18 protein-coding genes are annotated in these 17,194 nt (G+C 71.3%); 6 read left to right on the forward strand and 12 right to left on the reverse strand.

The annotated features are described in order from the left end of the window. The first annotated feature begins 100 nt into the window (after nt 1–100). Nucleotides 101–850 carry a TetR/AcrR family transcriptional regulator gene (locus tag ACZ4Z1_RS16170; RefSeq protein WP_468487232.1) on the forward strand — a complete coding sequence of 250 codons (750 nt, stop codon included), beginning with the start codon at nt 101–103 and terminating at the stop codon, nt 848–850. Here ACZ4Z1_RS16170 and ACZ4Z1_RS16175 read toward each other — a convergent pair whose 3' ends face one another. From ACZ4Z1_RS16175 to ACZ4Z1_RS16195, 5 genes are all read right to left on the reverse strand, one after another. Further along, nucleotides 851–985 (reverse strand): hypothetical protein, encoded by a 135-nt coding sequence (locus ACZ4Z1_RS16175; RefSeq protein ID WP_468487233.1) that lies wholly within the window; start codon nt 983–985, stop codon nt 851–853. Between the two features lie 214 nt (nt 986–1,199). Beyond that, nucleotides 1,200–1,409 (reverse strand): DUF397 domain-containing protein, encoded by a 210-nt coding sequence (locus tag ACZ4Z1_RS16180; protein WP_468487234.1) that lies wholly within the window; start codon nt 1,407–1,409, stop codon nt 1,200–1,202. Between the two features lie 38 nt (nt 1,410–1,447). Next, complete coding sequence (locus ACZ4Z1_RS16185) at nt 1,448–1,639, reverse strand: DUF397 domain-containing protein (RefSeq protein ID WP_468487235.1); 192 nt, start codon at nt 1,637–1,639, stop codon at nt 1,448–1,450. A 4-nt stretch (nt 1,640–1,643) separates the two neighbouring features. Then, nucleotides 1,644–2,378 carry a DUF5753 domain-containing protein gene (locus ACZ4Z1_RS16190; RefSeq protein WP_468487236.1) on the reverse strand — a complete coding sequence of 245 codons (735 nt, stop codon included), beginning with the start codon at nt 2,376–2,378 and terminating at the stop codon, nt 1,644–1,646. A gap of 83 nt (nt 2,379–2,461) precedes the next feature. After that, complete coding sequence (locus ACZ4Z1_RS16195; RefSeq protein WP_468487237.1) at nt 2,462–3,307, reverse strand: GNAT family N-acetyltransferase; 846 nt, start codon at nt 3,305–3,307, stop codon at nt 2,462–2,464. 221 nt (nt 3,308–3,528) lie between these two features. Between ACZ4Z1_RS16195 and ACZ4Z1_RS16200 the strand changes: the two genes are divergently transcribed. Further along, nucleotides 3,529–3,705, forward strand: coding sequence for a hypothetical protein (locus tag ACZ4Z1_RS16200; protein WP_468487238.1), 177 nt, complete (start codon nt 3,529–3,531; stop codon nt 3,703–3,705). A gap of 106 nt (nt 3,706–3,811) precedes the next feature. Here the strand turns inward: ACZ4Z1_RS16200 and ACZ4Z1_RS16205 are convergent, their stop codons facing one another. The 3 genes from ACZ4Z1_RS16205 to pdhA are packed head-to-tail and all read right to left on the reverse strand — an operon-like array spanning nt 3,812 to nt 7,448. Then, entirely contained in the window at nt 3,812–5,248 is a 1,437-nt protein-coding gene (locus ACZ4Z1_RS16205) for a dihydrolipoamide acetyltransferase family protein (RefSeq protein ID WP_468487239.1), read from the reverse strand. A gap of 21 nt (nt 5,249–5,269) precedes the next feature. Then, nucleotides 5,270–6,253, reverse strand: a complete 984-nt coding sequence (locus tag ACZ4Z1_RS16210; protein ID WP_468487240.1) for an alpha-ketoacid dehydrogenase subunit beta — start codon at nt 6,251–6,253, stop codon at nt 5,270–5,272. Nucleotide 6,254: 1 nt separating this feature from the next. Further along, complete coding sequence (gene pdhA, locus ACZ4Z1_RS16215; RefSeq protein WP_468487241.1) at nt 6,255–7,448, reverse strand: pyruvate dehydrogenase (acetyl-transferring) E1 component subunit alpha; 1,194 nt, start codon at nt 7,446–7,448, stop codon at nt 6,255–6,257. Between the two features lie 351 nt (nt 7,449–7,799). Between pdhA and ACZ4Z1_RS16220 the strand changes: the two genes are divergently transcribed. The 3 genes from ACZ4Z1_RS16220 to ACZ4Z1_RS16230 all read left to right on the forward strand — a co-directional run bounded on the left by ACZ4Z1_RS16220 (nt 7,800) and on the right by ACZ4Z1_RS16230 (nt 10,164). Continuing rightward, a complete protein-coding gene (locus tag ACZ4Z1_RS16220) occupies nt 7,800–8,459 on the forward strand; it encodes a response regulator (RefSeq protein WP_468487242.1) in 660 nt (219 codons plus the stop codon). Nucleotides 8,460–8,683: 224 nt separating this feature from the next. After that, nucleotides 8,684–9,100 carry a pyridoxamine 5'-phosphate oxidase family protein gene (locus tag ACZ4Z1_RS16225; protein WP_468487243.1) on the forward strand — a complete coding sequence of 139 codons (417 nt, stop codon included), beginning with the start codon at nt 8,684–8,686 and terminating at the stop codon, nt 9,098–9,100. 23 nt (nt 9,101–9,123) lie between these two features. After that, nucleotides 9,124–10,164 (forward strand): phosphotransferase, encoded by a 1,041-nt coding sequence (locus tag ACZ4Z1_RS16230; RefSeq protein ID WP_468487244.1) that lies wholly within the window; start codon nt 9,124–9,126, stop codon nt 10,162–10,164. Between the two features lie 192 nt (nt 10,165–10,356). Here the strand turns inward: ACZ4Z1_RS16230 and ACZ4Z1_RS16235 are convergent, their stop codons facing one another. Further along, the gene (locus ACZ4Z1_RS16235) at nt 10,357–12,003 is read right to left on the reverse strand and encodes a protein kinase domain-containing protein (RefSeq protein WP_468487245.1); all 1,647 of its coding nucleotides are present in this window, start codon (nt 12,001–12,003) and stop codon (nt 10,357–10,359) included. Between the two features lie 492 nt (nt 12,004–12,495). On the opposite strand from ACZ4Z1_RS16235, the gene ACZ4Z1_RS16240 reads away from it, so the two are divergent. Next, nucleotides 12,496–14,214, forward strand: a complete 1,719-nt coding sequence (locus ACZ4Z1_RS16240; protein ID WP_468487246.1) for a Stk1 family PASTA domain-containing Ser/Thr kinase — start codon at nt 12,496–12,498, stop codon at nt 14,212–14,214. Between the two features lie 138 nt (nt 14,215–14,352). Here the strand turns inward: ACZ4Z1_RS16240 and ACZ4Z1_RS16245 are convergent, their stop codons facing one another. The 3 genes from ACZ4Z1_RS16245 to ACZ4Z1_RS16255 form a co-directional block, all read right to left on the reverse strand. Further along, nucleotides 14,353–14,919, reverse strand: a complete 567-nt coding sequence (locus ACZ4Z1_RS16245; protein WP_468487247.1) for a bacterial proteasome activator family protein — start codon at nt 14,917–14,919, stop codon at nt 14,353–14,355. A gap of 119 nt (nt 14,920–15,038) precedes the next feature. Beyond that, a complete protein-coding gene (locus ACZ4Z1_RS16250; RefSeq protein WP_468487248.1) occupies nt 15,039–15,272 on the reverse strand; it encodes a hypothetical protein in 234 nt (77 codons plus the stop codon). A gap of 885 nt (nt 15,273–16,157) precedes the next feature. Continuing rightward, on the reverse strand, nt 16,158–17,135 hold the full coding sequence (locus ACZ4Z1_RS16255; RefSeq protein WP_468487249.1) for an NAD(P)H-quinone oxidoreductase: 978 nt from the start codon (nt 17,133–17,135) through the stop codon (nt 16,158–16,160). Between the last annotated feature and the right edge of the window lie 59 nt (nt 17,136–17,194).

The raw sequence follows: 17,194 nt of genomic DNA on the forward strand, positions 1-17,194 counted from the left end.
CACTCACTATAGCTACAACCTCTAACCAAATCTACAGCCGATATTCTGCGCCCACGAGACCACCGCCGCCCGCCACCCCGCCGCAAGCTGGAGCCGCCCCATGCCGCCGACCGCATCCTCCGCGACGCCCGCCCCCCAGACCCCCCGCCAGCGCTACCGGGCCCAGCTCCAGCAGGAGATCAAGCAGGCCGCCCTGGCACAGATCGCGGCCGGCGGCATCGAGGCGCTGAGCATCAACGCCATCGCCAAGACCCTCGGCATGTCGGGCCCCGCCCTCTACAAGTACTTCCGCAACCGCGACGACCTGCTCACCGCGCTCATCAGCGACGGGTACGAGGACGCCGCCGAGGCCATCCGTACGGCCGCGCACCGGGCCGCCGGCGCGTCACCCCGCGACCGGCTGCTGACCCTCGCCCACGCGTACCGGGACTGGGCCCTGGCCCAGCCCCACCGCTACCTGCTCCTCGCGGGCACCCCCGCCGCGGCGTACGAGGCTCCCGCCCACACCGCGGAGAGCGCCCGCAGGGTCCTCGGCCCGTTCCTGACCGTCCTGGGCGAGGGCAGGCCGTGGCCGGCCGCCGAACCGCTCTACGGCGAAGTACGCACCTGGGTCGAAGCCTCCCCCGAGGTCGCCGATTGGGTCGCCGCGTACACCTCTGCCGCCGACCCGGTCCCCGCCCTCGCCGCCACCGTCCTGGCCTGGACCCGCACCCACGGCATCGTCAGCCTCGAAGTGCAGGGAATGTACGACAACATGGGCCACGACCCCGCCACGCTCCTCACCCTCGAAATGAGCACGCTGGCGGACGCGGTGGAACTCGGGGGCACGGCCACACGTCGAACGCATTGATCACGAACGTCCCGGCACGCCGTACACCCGGGCCCACGCGGCGACCGCCCCGGCAGTCTTCGCGCACAGGTCGGGGGCGACAGGCGACCCCACCGCGGACCAGGTCATCGGCGGTATCGACGACTTGGCGCTCATCGCAAGGATCGAGGAGACAGTCGACGAACTGGTGCGGGCAGCGGCAGCTCAGTACCTCGACGGCACGCTCTGTCAAGGCGCTTCCCCGAAAATCGGGGAAGAGGTCATCGCCGGTGGCATGTTCATCCACCAGGTCGTACCGCGACACCCATGCGTGTACATCCTTCAGGCCACCGTGTCTCCCTACTGAAGTCGCCCTGCCGGGCAAGGCCCGTCACGCAGGGAGCGCCGCCGCGCGTATCTGCCCGTCGATCACGGCGGACCGGAAGGCCAGCCACTCGCGGTCGCCGAAGAGCAAGGTGCGCCCCGACGGGTTCCTGGAGTCGCGGACGGTCACGACGGCGGGGACGTTGGTGGCGACCTCGACGCACTCGCCGCCGGCGGGGCTGCTGTGGCTCGACTTGACGAAGCGGAAGCGTGTCATACCGTCTCCCGAGGTGAGACTACGGTTTCACCGCCACGTCATATCTTCCCGTCGACTACAGCGGACCGGAAGGCCAGCCACTCGCGGTCGCCGAAGAGCAAGACAGGCCCCAAGGGCCGCTTGGTATCCCGCACCGCCACGACCGCGGGTACGTTGATCGCCACCTCGACGCATTCCGCGTGCGGCTCCCCGCCACTGTGGCTGGACTTCACGTACGCGAACGGGCCCACGGTCCTACGTCTCCTTGAGAATGCTCTGGATCAACCGCGTTGAGTTGGTTTGTGCCAGCCCCATGTGCGTGATGCGGTCGAAAATCGCCAGGTGCTGTGCAGCGTCAGTCTCGCTCTCCAACCACAGCGACGTCGAGACGGTATCTGCCCGCACCACGTCCAGCGCTCCTGCTTCGGCGAACGAGACCACGCTGAAGGCGCTGGTCATGCCAGGATGAGCGCCCGCCGAGTACGGCAGGACTTGGATCTCCACGTGGGGCAGCCGGGCCATGTCCAGCAGGTGCTCCAGTTGGCCGCGCATGACAGCGCGCCCACCGACCAACTGCCGTAGCACGTTCTCCTGGACGACAGCCCACACGTGCAGAGGCGCATCCCCGCCCAGCCGGGCCTGCCGTGCCATCCTCGCTTCCACGAAAGCCTCGACCTCCGCCAGGCTGCGCCAGGACCCATTTCCCACAACCAGTGCCCGTGCATAGTCCGGTGTCTGGAGCAGGCCCGGAACGGTCGTCAGCTGCCAGGTCCTCATGGAGGTCGCGATGTCCTCCAGCGCGAAGTATTCGGCCTGCGAACGCAAGACCGGGTACTGGTTCCACCAACCCTTCGCTTTGCGGCGCTCTCGGTCCAGACGCGCCAGGCTCAGGAGGGGGCCCACCACTTCACGGTCGTCCCGTCCGTAGAACGCGCACAGCGCGCGAATGTCCGGAGTCTCGACGTCGGGGCACGGGCTCGTGCTCGTCAACGGCCTCGCCGGCCGGTGGGGGACCGAGCCCCGTACGGTCGGCAAGACGGTGTGGGCGGAGGTGGAGTTGCGGGAACGTGCCGCTACGCGGCCATCCGCCCCTGGGCGATCAGGCGGTTGACGACGCGCATGTGCGCGGGAGCGCACCGGGCGGCGGCCTCCTGGCGGTCGAACCAGGCGTACTCGGCGATTTCGCGGCCGGGGGTGGGGTTGATGTCCTGGGGGCCGCCGGTGAAGCACGTCATGTGCAGGCGGCGGCCGGCGTTCACGCCATGAGCCGTGGCATGGACGACGAAGGCTTCCCGCAGATCGCCCGCCGGGACCGTCAGGCCGAGTTCTTCCGCGAGTTCGCGGGAGAGGGCCTCGGCGGCGGTCTCCCCCGGTTCGTACTTGCCACCGGGCAGGTAGAACGTGTCGTTGCCGCGCGTACGGACGCTGAGCAGGCGGCCGTCCCGTACGTGCAGCCAGCCGACGGAGCGCAGCGGGGCGGGGCGGTCGAGGGCGACCAGTGTCTCGCCTGTGGTCTCGTCGGTGCGGCGGGCGCGTTCGGTGAAGCCGAGGTGGGTGTAGAAGGCGCGGGCCGCGGTGTTGCGTTCGAAGGCTTCGAGGGTGAGGGCGCCACGGAGGGACGCGGCGTGTTCGAGGAGTTGGGCGCCGATGCCGCGCCCCTGCGCCTCGGGGGCGACGAAGAGGCCGCCGATCTCGGAGCCGAGCAGCCCGAGGAGGGCGAGGACCGTGCCGTCACGCTCGTCCTCGGCGACCCAGTTGTCGGCCTGGGCCAGGTAGACCTCACGGACCGCGCGGGCGCGTTCTCCTCTGCCTTCGCCCTCGATGAAGGGATGGGCCCGGCGCACGGCACGGGACCACAGGTCCATGACGGCGGGTTCGTCCGCCGGGCGGTAGGGGCGGATGATCGTCGCGCTGCTCATCCGGCCGACGGTAGGCGGGGAGGATGGGACCGGCAACTCTGTTTTTCCGGGGAGCGGGCGGCATCCGGAAGGCCGGGCTCTGCCGAAGGATGTATTCGGCGTCCGACTTAAGACTGACGTGAGTCTGTACCTGGCGCGTACGAAATCAGCGGTTTCCCGTGACGTAATGGAAGGGAGGGGCCGGAGGACAGGCTCCGAACCGTACGCAAGGGGAGACCACCATGCAGTCCAGGACGCATGCCGGCCGGCGTGCTCGCACCACCGTCATGGTCGCGCTGCTCGTGGCCGCGCTGTGGGGCGGTATCGCGCTGACGAAGGGCGCGGCACAGGCCGACCACTCGGCGACGGGCGGGCCCGTGGGGCACCTCAGCCGCGCCGTCGAGATCATCCGGGGCTGAGGGCAGGGACGTAAGGGACGTAAGGCCGTAGGACGCCACGGGGCGGGCCCGGAGGAGAACCGTTTCGGTCACCTCCGGGCCCGCCCTCGTGTGGCGCCGGGACCGGTCAGGCCCAGGTGATCAGCCGCTTGGGGTGTTCCAGGATCGCCGCGGTGTCGGCGAGGACCTTGGAGCCCAGTTCGCCGTCGACCAGGCGGTGGTCGAAGGAGAGCGCCAGGGTGGTGACCTGGCGGGGCTTGACCTTGCCCTTGTGGACCCACGGCTGGAGCTTGACCGCGCCGAAGGCGAGGATCGCCGACTCCCCGGGGTTGAGGATGGGGGTGCCGGTGTCGACGCCGAAGACGCCGACGTTGGTGATGGTGACCGTGCCGCCGGCCATGTCGCCGGGAGCCGTCTTGCCCTCGCGGGCCGTGGCGACCAGCTCGCCGAGCGCGGCGGCCAGCTGCGGCAGGGTCTTGGCGTCCGCGTCCTTGATGTTCGGCACGATGAGGCCGCGGGGGGTGGCCGCCGCGATACCCAGGTTCACGTAGTCCTTGCGGACGATCTCCTGGTTCTCCTCGTCCCAGGCCGCGTTGACCTCGGGGTTGCGCTTGATGGCGACCAGCAGCGCCTTGGCGACGAGCAGGAGCGGGTTGACGCGCAGGCCCGCCATGTCGGGGTCCTGCTTCAGCTCCTGTACGAGCTTCATCGTGCGGGTGACGTCGACGGTGATGAACTCCGTGACGTGCGGCGCGGTGAAGGCGCTGTTGACCATCGCCTGCGCGGTGGCCTTGCGGACGCCCTTGATCGGGATACGGGTCTCCCGGGCGCGGACCGCCTCGGAGCCCGCGGGGGCCGAGACGGTGGCCGGCTGCGGGGCCGGGGCCTCGGCGGCGGGCGTGGGAGCCGCGGCGGCGTGCACGTCCTCGCGGGTGATCACGCCGTCCGGTCCGGTCGGGGTGATCGAGGCCAGGTCGATGCCGAGGTCCTTGGCAAGCTTGCGGACCGGCGGCTTGGCCAGCGGCCGCCCGGCCGCGGGGACGGCAGCCGGGGCGGAGGGAGCGGGGGCGGCCGGGGCCTCGGGGGCCGGGGCGTGGCCGTTCAGCTCCGCCTGAACCGCCGCGGCGGCCGGTTCCTGCGCCGGTACGCCCGGCTGCGGCTTGCGCGCCCGCCGCTTGGTGGACGACGGGGCCGCGCCGTAGCCGACGAGGACGGCCTGCCGGCCCTGCGGCTCGGCGTCCTCCTCCGCCGCCGGAGAGGCGCCGGCGTCGGCGTCGGCGGCCGGGGCCTGGGCGGGGCCCGCGCCCGGGTCGGTGTCCACCGCGATGATCGAGGTGCCCACGTCGACGGTGGCGCCCTCGGCGAAGTGCACCGCGTGCACCACACCCTCGTACGGGCAGGGCAGTTCCACGGCGGCCTTGGCGGTCTCCACCTCGCAGATGACCTGCCCGTCGGTGACGGTGTCACCGGGCTGCACGTACCACTTGAGGATCTCGGCCTCGGTCAGCCCCTCGCCCACGTCGGGCATCTTGAACTCACGGAAGCGCTGCTCGGTTGCAGTCATGGTCACTACTCCTCAAGCCCTTCAGTACGCCAGCGCGCGGTCGACCGCGTCGAGCACCCGGTCGAGACCCGGCAGGTATTCGTCCTCCAGCCTGGACGGCGGGTACGGCGCGTGGAAACCGCCCACCCGCAGCACCGGCGCCTCCAGGTGGTAGAAACACCGCTCCGTGATGCGGGCGGCGATCTCCGAGCCCGAACCGAGAAAGACCGGTGCCTCGTGGACGACGACCAGCCGCCGGGTCTTCTCGACCGAGGCCTGTACCGCGTCGAAGTCCATGGGCGAGATGCTGCGCAGGTCCAGCACCTCGACCGACTTGCCCTCCTCGGCCGCGACCTTGGCGGCGTCCAGGCACACCTTGACCATCGGGCCGTACGCGGCGAGCGTCACGTCCGTACCCGCCTGCGCGACGCGCGCCTTGTGCAGCGGGTCGGGAATCGCCTCGGTGTCCAGGCGGCCCTTGTCGTGGTAGCGGCGCTTGGGCTCGAAGTAGATGACCGGGTCGTCGCTCTCGATGGCCTGGCGCATCATCCAGTACGCGTCCGAGGCGTTCGAGGGCGAGACGCACTTCAGGCCCGCGACATGCGCGAACAGCGCCTCGGGGGACTCGCTGTGGTGCTCGACCGCGCCGATGCCGCCGCCGTAGGGGATGCGGATGACGACCGGCACCTTGACCTTGCCGAGCGCGCGGGCGTGCATCTTGGCGAGCTGGGTGACGATCTGGTCGTAGGCGGGGAAGACGAACCCGTCGAACTGGATCTCCACCACGGGGCGGTAGCCGCGCAGCGCCATGCCGATGGCGGTGCCGACGATGCCGGACTCCGCCAGCGGGGTGTCGATCACCCGCTCCTCGCCGAAGTCCTTCTGCAGGCCGTCGGTGACGCGGAAGACACCGCCGAGCTTGCCCACGTCCTCGCCCATGACCAGGACCTTGGGGTCGGCCTCCATGGAGGCGCGCAGCGATTCGTTGATCGCCTTGGACAGCGTGATCTTCTCGAAGACGGCCATGTCAGTTCTCCTCCGCGTCCGCGAACGACGCCTGGTACGCGGCGAACTGCACGCGCTCCTCGTCGACGAGCGCGTGCCCGTCGGCGTAGACGTTCTCGAAGATCGCCATCATGTCGGGGTCCGGCATCGCCCGCACCACCTCACGTACCCGCCGGCCCAGCGCCTCGCTCTCCTCCTCGACGGAGTCCAGGTACGCCTGGTCGGCGATGCCCTCGGTCTCCAGGTAGGTGCGCAGCCGCAGGATCGGGTCCTTGGCCTCCCACGCCTCGCGCTCCTCGTCCGCGCGGTAGCGCGTCGGGTCGTCGGAGGTGGTGTGGGCCCCCATCCGGTACGTGAACGCCTCGACCAGCGTCGGGCCCTCGCCCGCACGGGCCCGCTCCAGGGCCGCCTTGGTCACCGCCAGGCAGGCCAGTACGTCGTTGCCGTCGACCCGGACACCGGGGAATCCGTAGCCGCGGGCGCGCTGGTAGAGCGGGACGCGGGTCTGGCGCTCGGTCGGCTCGGAGATCGCCCACTGGTTGTTCTGGCAGAAGAACACCACGGGCGCGTTGTAGACCGCGGAGAAGGTGAACGACTCGGCCACATCGCCCTGGCTGGAGGCGCCGTCACCGAAGTACGCGATGACCGCCGAGTCGGCGCCGTCCTTCTGGACGCCCATCGCGTAGCCGGTCGCGTGCAGCGTCTGCGAGCCGATGACGATCGTGTACAGGTGGAAGTTGTTGCTGTTGGGGTCCCAGCCGCCGTTGTTCACGCCGCGGAACATGCCCAGCAGGTTCGTCGGGTCGACGCCCCGGCACCAGGCGACCCCGTGCTCCCGGTAGGTCGGGAAGACGTAATCGTCGTCGCGCAGCGCGCGCCCGGAGCCGATCTGCGCGGCCTCCTGGCCCAGCAGCGAGGCCCACAGGCCCAGCTCGCCCTGGCGCTGGAGGGTGGTCGCCTCGGCGTCGAAGCGCCGCGTGAGGACCATGTCCCGGTAGAGCCCGCGCAGTTCCTCGTCCGAGAGGTCGATCGCGTACTCGGGGTGCTCGACGCGCTTGCCTTCGGGGGTCAGCAGCTGTACGAGCTGGTCCTGCTCCGCCTCGGCCGGGGCCGGGGCGGCCGCCGCCTTCGCCTTGGCGGGTGACGCCTTTTTTGCGGTGGTGCGCTTGCCGCCACCGCGGGTGTTCTTCCGCGCGGCAGTGCTCTCCACGGTCACGTGCTGCTCCTCCGTCTGTCCGGCCCCCGGGGTCCGCCGGTGGCCGTATTGCGGCTCACCCGGTATCCGATACGGCGCACGGGGTGTGTGCGGCACGGCGCGGCCCGGGTGGAACAAGGTGCCCCGGCCACGGCCTGCCGGAAGGGGTGTTGTGCCCTACTTCCGGAGCCTAGGCGAAAGGGGCCCTGACCTGCGACTTTGCTTGGGGTTCCAAGTATTTTGCTTGGATTTCCGAGCATTGCGCCGACCAGTCGGCAATCCCCTGTTCACAGCGTTGCAGTCCGCCGGGACAACGGCACGTTATATCGGTGACCTGGAGCACGGGAAGAGTTCGTGTGTGAGACTGAGCGGGTGCGCGAAGAAGGAAAAATCACGGTATTCCTGCTCGACGACCACGAGGTCGTGCGGCGCGGCGTCCACGAGATGCTCTCCGTGGAGGCGGACATCGAGGTGGTCGGCGAGGCCGGCACCGCCGCAGATGCCCTGGTCAGGATCCCTGCGACGCGTCCGGACGTGGCCGTGCTGGACGTCCGGCTGCCGGACGGCAGCGGTGTGGAGGTCTGCCGGGAGATCCGTTCCCAGGACGAGGACATCAAATGCCTGATGCTCACCTCCTTCTCGGACGACGAAGCCCTGTTCGATGCCATCATGGCGGGCGCCTCGGGGTACGTGCTCAAGGCCATCCGGGGCAACGAGCTGCTGACCGCCGTACGGGACGTGGCGGCCGGCAAGTCGCTGCTGGACCCGGTGGCCACCGCCCGGGTACTGGAGCGGCTGCGGGACGGCAACAACCCGCGCGGCGACGACCGGCTGGCCGGCCTGACCGTCCAGGAGCGCAAGATCCTCGACCTGATCGGCGAAGGGCTGACCAACCGGGCGATCGGCGAGCGGCTGCACCTCGCCGAAAAGACGATCAAGAACTATGTCTCCAGCCTGCTCTCGAAGCTGGGCATGGAGCGCCGGTCGCAGGCGGCCGCGTACGTGGCGCGGATGAAGGCGGAGCGGCAGTAACGCGCCGAGGCGTGCGCGGGCCGGGTGAAAAACTTGAGTGAAAGCCGTGAAGGAATGTTTTCGGTGAAGGTTCAAGAGTAGGAAAAATTCGGCGCCCATCCCCGCTCCGACCTCCTGAAACGCGCCCGAAGCGGGGTATCCCCGCACGATTCAGGACCAACGTCCCGTTTTCACCAGGGCGGGTGCCCCTACTGTCCCGCACACCGGCACGGCAGGGTGTATCCATGCCCACCGACGACCTCCACGCCATCGAGCTGCTGAACCGCCTCCCCTACGGACGGGTGTCGGCCAGTCAGCGGGCGCTGCCCTTCACCGCCGTCACGCGGCACATCGTGTCCGACGGCCGGCTCCTGCTGCGGCTGCACCGCGGGCACGGCTACCACGGCGCCCTGGACGGCAACGTCGTCGCCTACGAGGCCGACAACGTCAACTCCGGCGCCAACGACACCTGGTCCGTGCAGTTCACCGGCACCGCCCGCGCCATCGTGCCGACACCGGCCGAGTACGAACTGTTCGGTCCCACCCCGCGGCTGGCCGACGGAGAGCCCTTCGACCCGGTTTTCCTCCGCATAGAACCGGAGTTTGTCAAGGTCCACTACCTCTGTGATGTCCCTGTGTTCCGTTACGCCCACTCAGCGTGACGCAGTGAATTAACATCTGGCGCGTGCTGCGCTCATCCGATGTCCGGACGGTGACCACGCCCGACGGACACACCCTCGGCTCCCTGCTGCGCCGTTACGGCGCCGGGGAGCCGTTGGCGTGCGAGCCGGTCGCCGAAGGGCTGCTCAACCGCGGCTACCGCCTCGCCACCACCCACGGCCGCTACTTCCTCAAACACCACCTCGACGGCGACCAGGCCGCCATCGCCCGCCAGCACCGCGCCACGCGCCGGCTGGGCGCGCTCGGCCTGCCGGTCGCCCCGCCGCTCGCCGACGCGGACGGCCGCACCGTCACCGTCCTGGGCGGCCGCTGCTACGCGCTGCACCCGTGGGTCGAGGGCCGCCACCGCGACGGTGCCGCCCTCACCCGCCACCAGTCACGCCGCCTGGGCGCCCTGCTGGGGCGTGTGCACACCGCGCTGGAGCAGGTCATAACGCATGACACGGCCGGGCCCCGCACCCCGTACGAGCACACGGGCGCCGACCCCGCGCGGACCTTCGAAATGATCGACGAACTGCTCGCGCTCGCCCGCCGCTCCCGGCCGCGCAGCAGCTTCGACGAACTGGCCGAACACCGGCTGCTGGAACGCCGCACGCTGCTGGAACGGGAGGCCCACCGGCGGCCGGAGGCGGCACAGGTGCCCGCCGCCGGGTGGGTGCACGGCGACTTCCACCCGCTCAACCTGCTCTACCGGGGCGCCGAACCGGCCGCCATCGTCGACTGGGACCGGCTGGGCGTGCAGCCCCGCGCGGAGGAGGCCGTACGGGCCGCCGCGATCTTCTTCGTACAGCCCGCGGGCACCCTGGACCTGCCGAAGGTACGGGCCTACGCGGGCGCCTACCGCCGCGCCTCGGGCGCCGGCACGGCCGAACTGGCCGCCGCCGTGCACCGGGTGTGGTGGGAGCGCCTCAACGACTTCTGGATGCTCGACTGGCGCTACCGGCTGGGCGACCGGCGGGCCGACCCGCAGTTCCCGGCAGCGGCCGCGCTGGCGGTGTGGTGGACGCGGGAGTACACGGCGGTACGGGCGGCGTTCACGGAGTGAGAGCCGCGGGCGCTGATGTCGCGGAGCGGGAGCCGCGGCGCGGGAGTCGCGGACGCTGTTGTCACGGGGTGAAGGCGGGGCGGCACGGCTGCCTCGGCCGTACGGCCCCACGAACGCCGCGACGGGCGGCCGGTGTCCGGCCGCCCGTCGGTCCAGGCGCTGCGAGGTGGTGGGGCGTCAGGTCACGCGCGGTCAGTCGTTCAAGTCGCCCACGCCGGTACCGGCCGGGCCGCTGCCGGCGCTGGTCCCCTCGTTCGTGTTGCCGCTGCTCGTGTTGCCGTTGGTGGTGTTGCCGCCGTTGGAGTCACCGTTGCCGCCGTCGGCACCGCTGCTCGTGTTGCCGTTGGTCGTACCGCCGTTGGACGGCTTGGTGGGCGGCGGCGTCGTCGGGGGCTTGCTGGACGGCGGCGGCGTGGTGGGCGCCTGCGAGGTGCGCGGCGTGCTCGGGTAGCGCGTCGTCGGCGGGTTGTACGTGTTCGAGTGGCCGCCCGAGCTGCCCGGCTGCGTGTACGTGTCGGACGGCTCGTCGGACGGCGACTCGGACGTCCGGTCCGGGGAGCTCTGCGAGGCAGACGGGCTCTTGGTCGGCGGCGGGCTCTTCTTGCCGTCACCGCCCGCGTTCTGCAGCGCGATGGCCACACCGACCGCGATGGCGATCACCGCGAGCGCCGCGATCAGCCAGATCTTGCCGCGGCCGCCCTTGGCGGGCCGGTGCCCGCCCTCATAGCCGCCGTCCCCGTCCCGCAGGCCGGGAGGCAGGATCGGCTGCGCCGTGGTCTGCCCGTGGTCCGGGTGCGGCAGGGCGGTGGTGGCGGCGGCCGAGCCCATGGCCGGGGTGTGCCCGCCCTCGTGCACGGCGACCGGGCCGGTGTTCCACGTACCGGTGTGGCCGCCCTGCTCGTGCAGCATCTGCAAGGCGTACTGGACCAGCCCGCGCATCTCCTCCGCGGTCTGGAAGCGGTCGTCCGGGTCCTTGGCCAGCGAACGCATCACCAGGCCGTCCAGCTCCGGCGGCACCGCCCCGGCGACCTCGGAGGGCGGCACCGGCATGTCCTGGACGTGCTGGTAGACGACCGACAGCGGGGTCTCACCGGTGAACGGGGGGCGCAGGGCCAGCAGTTCGTACAGCAGACAGCCGGTCGCGTACAGGTCGGAGCGGGTGTCGACGGTCTTGCCGAGCGCCTGCTCGGGCGACAGGTACTGCGGCGTGCCCATGACCATGCCGGTCTGCGTCATGGTCGACTGCGCGCCGTGCAGCGCGCGGGCGATGCCGAAGTCCATCACCTTGACCGCGCCGCCGTGCGTGATGATGACGTTCGCGGGCTTGATGTCGCGGTGCACGATGCCGTGCTGGTGGCTGTACGCCAGCGCCTCCAGCACCCCGGAGACGATGATCAGCGCCTGGTCCGGCGGCGGGGCGTCCGCGTTCAGCAGCAGGTCACGGATGGTGCGGCCCTCGACCAGCTCCATGACGATGTACGGCACGGTGTTGCCGCCGACGTAGTCCTCGCCGGAGTCGTACACCGCCACCACCGCGTGGTGGTTCAGCCCCGCGACGGACTGCGCCTCACGGGTGAAACGGGCCTTGGAGACCGGGTCCTCCGCGAGGTCGGCCCGCAGCAGCTTGACCGCGACGGTGCGGCCGAGGCGCACGTCCTCGGCGGCGAACACCTCCGCCATGCCGCCACGTCCGAGCCGGCGCGTGAGCCGGTAGCGTCCGTCACCCACCAAACCGCCATTGCCCCACATCTCCGGCGCATCGGAAAGATTCGCGTCAGAAGAGTGGGAGCCGGTGGCATCAGGATCGGACGGGCCCTGGGGGCTCTGCGTCGGTGCCATCGGTCCTCGCCGTCGTATCGATCCGCATCACAGCGGTAAGGTCTCGGTCTTCGCTAGAGCACGCTACAGGCTCCGCGGCACACGCCGGTCCCGTGATGGACCGGTCATCACACCGTCTACGGCCCCATTGTCGCAAGTTAACCCCGGGTGATCAGCCGCCGAACGGCGCTCCGCAGGTCGCAGGACCGTAATGGGATCTTGCGCATCTGGTCACGGAACGGGCACACAGCTTGACGTGTCCGGGCCCTGGGGCACACTGGGCTGGGATTCGGACGGGACCCAGCACAACCCATACTGATCTCGGCACGTCCGCAGCCGCACGTGCCACGGGCCCGGCACCTGCCGCAGGTGCCGCGGGCCCACGACGTTGAGTAACGTCTGTGCACGTCAACACGGCACACGTCGCCACACGGACGGGTACAGCACCAGCCACGGGGCGCGGCGCGCCGCAACACGTGCGCAGGAACAGCGCGCCAAGGGGGAAGCGGAACGATGAGCCAGGACGGCGCTCAGGACCGGTACGAGGGCCGTTCGGTCGGCGGTGGACGCTACCAGCTCCGCGATCTTCTGGGCGCCGGCGGCATGGCGTCCGTACACCTCGCGTACGACAGCGTCCTGGACCGCGAGGTCGCCATCAAGACCCTGCACACCGAGCTGGGCCGCGAGCAGGCGTTCCGCGAACGCTTCCGCCGCGAGGCCCAGTCCGTGGCCAAACTCACGCACACCAACATCGTCTCGGTGTTCGACTCCGGCGAGGACGAACTCGACGGCGGCATGGTGCCGTACATCGTCATGGAGTACGTGGCGGGCCAGCCGCTCCGCTCCGACCTGGACGGCGACATCGCCCGGCACGGCGCGATGCCCACCGAGAAGGCGCTGAAGATCACCGCCGATGTGCTGGCCGCCCTGGAGGCCAGCCACGAGATGGGCCTGGTCCACCGCGACATCAAGCCCGGCAACGTCATGCTGAACAAGCGCGGCGTCGTCAAGGTCATGGACTTCGGCATCGCCCGCGCCATGCAGTCCGGCGTCACCTCGATGACGCAGACCGGCATGGTCGTCGGCACCCCGCAGTACCTCTCGCCCGAGCAGGCCCTGGGCCGCGGCGTGGACGCCCGCTCCGACCTGTACTCGGTCGGCATCATGCTCTTCGAACTGCTGACCGGCCAGCTGCCCTTCGACGCGGACTCCCCGCTCGCCATCGCGTACGCGCACGTCCAGGAGGAACCGCCGGTCCCCTCCGGCATCAACCGGTCACTGCCGCCCGCCGTTGACGCGCTGATCGCCCGCGCGCTGAAGAAGAACCCCAACGAGCGGTTCCCCACCGCCGAAGCGATGCGCGACGAGTGCCTGCGCGTCGCCGGGTCGGGCCAGTCCGGCGCGACGCCGCTGATCATCAGCGAGGGCCCGCGCGCCCGTACCAGCGGCTCCTCGGTGTCCTCCGCGGTCTTCCCGGCCGCGTCCGCGAACGCCGCGGGGCCGCACACCCCGGCGCCGCCGAGCGTCCGGACGCCGTACCAGCCGACACAGCACGCGCCCCAGGCAGGCCCGCAGATGGGCCCCGGCCCGGCGGCGGCCGGCGGCCCGGGCTTCGGGCCCACGGCGTCGTCCACACCGCCGCCGGTCAACGCCTACCAGCCGCCGGCGCCGCTCCCCAACCAGGGCCCGGCCCCGTTCAACAACAGCTTCCGGACCCCGCCGCCGTACGCGGGCCCGTCGACCCCCGCGCCCACGCCCGCGCCGGTCGGCCCCGGCCCCGGCGGCAACCGCTCCGGCGGCCGCGGCAACACCCCGGTGATCGTCGTCTCCGCCATCGTCGGCGTCGTCGTGATCACCGCGATCGCCATCGGCATCGGCCTGAGCGGCGGCAGCGACAACACGCACACGCGCCGCACCAGCCCGTACACCTACTCGCCGTCGCCCTCGGTCAAGAGCGAGGACCCCACGGCCACGATCGCCACCACCCGCTGCACCGACCCGGCCAAGAGCTACGCCCAGAAGGGCAAGATCTTCCTGCCGTCCTTCTACGGCAAGAACCTCGACTCGGTGAAGAAGTGCATGGACGCGGCCGGCTGGTCGTACGAGATCTCCGAGCGCAACAGCTCCATCTACGGCAAGAACACCGTCGTCAGCCAGTCACCGATCTCCCTGTGGGACCCGAAGGGCGGCGAGAAGATTCACCTGACCGTGTCTACGGGGCGGAGCTCGTAGGACCGGGACACCGGGGCGGCCCCGGGGGAACGACGACGTGACAGGGGAGGGGCCCGGCGCGCAGGTGCGCGGCGGGCCCTCTTCCTGTTCCTGCGGCGCTTCGCGGAGGCGCTGCGCGACCTACAGGTACGGACCGGACTACAGGTACGGACCGGAGCGGGCGCCGCCCTGTCCCGGCGTGGACTGGTCCAGGTCCTCGGCCGGCATCGCACCGGGCGGCAGCGCGCGGCGCATCTGCTCCAACTGCGCACGGGCCGCCATCTGCTGGGCGAACAGCGCGGTCTGGATACCGTGGAACAGCCCTTCCAGCCAGCCGACCAACTGGGCCTGCGCGATCCGCAGTTCCGCGTCCGTGGGCACCGAGTCGTCGGTGAACGGCAGGGACAGCCGCTCCAGCTCCTCGACCAGCTCGGGCGCCAGGCCGTCCTCCAGCTCCTTGACCGAACTGGAGTGGATCTCCTTCAGGCGCACCCGGCTCGCCTCGTCCAGCGGCGCCGCCTTCACCTCTTCGAGAAGCTGCTTGATCATGCTGCCGATGCGCATGACCTTCGCGGGCTGTTCGACCATGTCCGTCACGGGAACCTCGCGGGACTCGTCGTCGCCGTCCCCGCCACCGGAGCCGGCGCTGCCGAGAGCCATTCCGTCCGGGCCGACAACCAGGACGTGCGGGCTCTCCTGCGACCGTTCGTTCATCGGCATATCCATGCCGCCATTCTCTCGTACAGCTGACTAGGAACGGTTGTGCCCTGGGAGAAAGGTGATCCAACCTCCGGGTGCGGACGACCTTCCGGCCGGGTCCGGGGACGCCGGGGCCGGAAGTCCGGTCACGAGCGTCTCAGGCGCAGCGCGACGAAGGCGAGCCCCAGGCCGGTCAGGGCCATGCCCGCGCCCAGCGGGAGGACCCGGTGGACGCCACTGCCCGGTTCCGTCCCGGCGTACGGAGCCGGTGAAGCGGCGGAGGCGGCCCCGGGCACCGCGCCGGGTGCGTAGCGGGACGGACCGTGCGACCGCGCGGCGGACGCCGTCGGCGCGGGGGCCTGGAGGGGCGGCAGGGGCACGTAGGGGCGATGGGCGAGCCGCCCGGCCAGATCGCCCCGGCGGGTGGCCGTGGGGGCGGGAGAGGCCGTTCCAGGGCGTTCAGAGGTGGCTGCGGGGGACGGGGAACGGGCTGCGTGACCGTTCGGGGCGCCCGCGCCGGGCGAGGGGGCGGGTGGGGCGGACGGGTGCGATCCCGGTGGGAGGGCGGGGCGCGTGGCTCCCGGGTCGGCGCCGAGCAAGGGGCCGAGAGGGGCGGGGAGGAGGGGAGTGAAGGGAGTGAGGGGGTTGGGGTGGGTGAGGGTGGTCAGGGGGTCGGCGGGGGGCTGGGTGTGGGGGTGGGGGTGGCTGGGAGTGGGAGTGGGGTTGCGGGTGGGAGCAGGGGCGTTCGAGCCTGATTCGGGGACGGTTCCGGCGCCGGGGCCCATGTCGGTGGCCGCTCCGGGGGCCCGGATACGGCCGGAGGTGTCACGGCCGTCGGGGACGGCCTCCGCCACCATGGCCGCTGCCGAGGCTGCCGGCCCTGTAACGAGGGGAGACAGCAGTGCGCCGGCGAGCAGAAGGCCGGATGCGAGGCGGTGGGGGCGGAAGCGGTGGAGGCGGTGGAGGCGGTGGAGGCTGGGTCGACGCAGGCGGAACGGGCGGGGCCGGCTCGGACGACGGCGCCGGTGGCCCGGTGTGGCGGCCGCCGGCTCCGGGGGCACGTGTTCAGGGATCGTGCGTTCCGGGATCACGAGTTCCGAAGTCACGCCCATGACCTCCCGGGCCTGCGGATCCGTCGCCTGATCTCCTCAGCGTCACACGGTGGGTGATCAGCGGCATCTCGGGCGTACCGGGCGTACGGCCAAGGGGGGACGCGGCGATGCCGGGCAGCGGCACCACCGCGTCGCGCCTTCGGGCGGCCCGGTTCAGACCGTCAGGACGACCTTGCCCACATGACCGCTCGCGTCCACGATCCGGTGCGCCTCGGCGGCCTCCGTGATCGGCAGCGCACGGTCCACGATCGGCCGGACCCGGCCGTTCTCGATCAGCGGCCAGACGTGTTCCCTTACCGCCGCGACGATCGCCGCCTTCTCGGCCAGCGGGCGGCCGCGCAGCGAGGTTGCGGTGACGGCACCGCGCTTGGTGAGCAGCGCGCCAAGGTTCAACTCGCCCTTCGCGCCGCCCTGGAGGCCGATGATCGCGAGACGGCCGTTGGTGGCCAGCGCCTTGATGTTCGGGTCCAGGTACTTGGCGCCCATGATGTCCAGGATGACGTCCGCGCCCTCGCCGTCGGTGGCCCCGCGCACCTCCTCGACGAAGTCCTGGTCCCGGTAATTGACGAGGATGTCGGCGCCCAGTTCGGCGCAGCGGGCCAGCTTGTCGGCGCTGCCCGCGGTCACCGCGACCCGGGCGCCGACGGCCTTGGCGAGCTGGATCGCCATCGTGCCGATGCCGCTGGAGCCGCCGTGCACGAGCAGCGTCTCACCGGGCCGCAGGTGCGCGATCATGAAGACGTTGGACCAGACGGTGCACGTCACCTCGGGCAGCGCCGCGGCGGCCGCCATGTCGAGACCCTTCGGTACGGGCATCAGCTGGCCCGCCGGGACGACGACCTGCTCCGCGTACCCGCCGCCCGCCAGCAGCGCGCACACCTCGTCACCGACCGACCAGCCGCTGACTCCCGGGCCGAGGGCCTTGACGCGGCCGGCGCACTCCAGGCCGGGGTACGGGGGCGCGCCGGGCGGCGGGTCGTAGAAGCCCTGGCGCTGGAGGAGGTCGGCGCGGTTGACGGCCGTGGCCGCCACCTCGACCAGGACCTCCCCCTCGGACGGTTGCGGGTCGGGCACCTCCGCCCATACGAGGGCGTCGGGACCGCCGGGTTCGGGAATGGTGATCGCACGCATGGCCGCGAGGCTACTCCGCCGTCCGGGACGGCGTACGGAGGCGGCGGGGGTGGTGCGGC

The sequence above is a fragment of the Streptomyces sp. NPDC030165 genome (assembly GCF_055573595.1).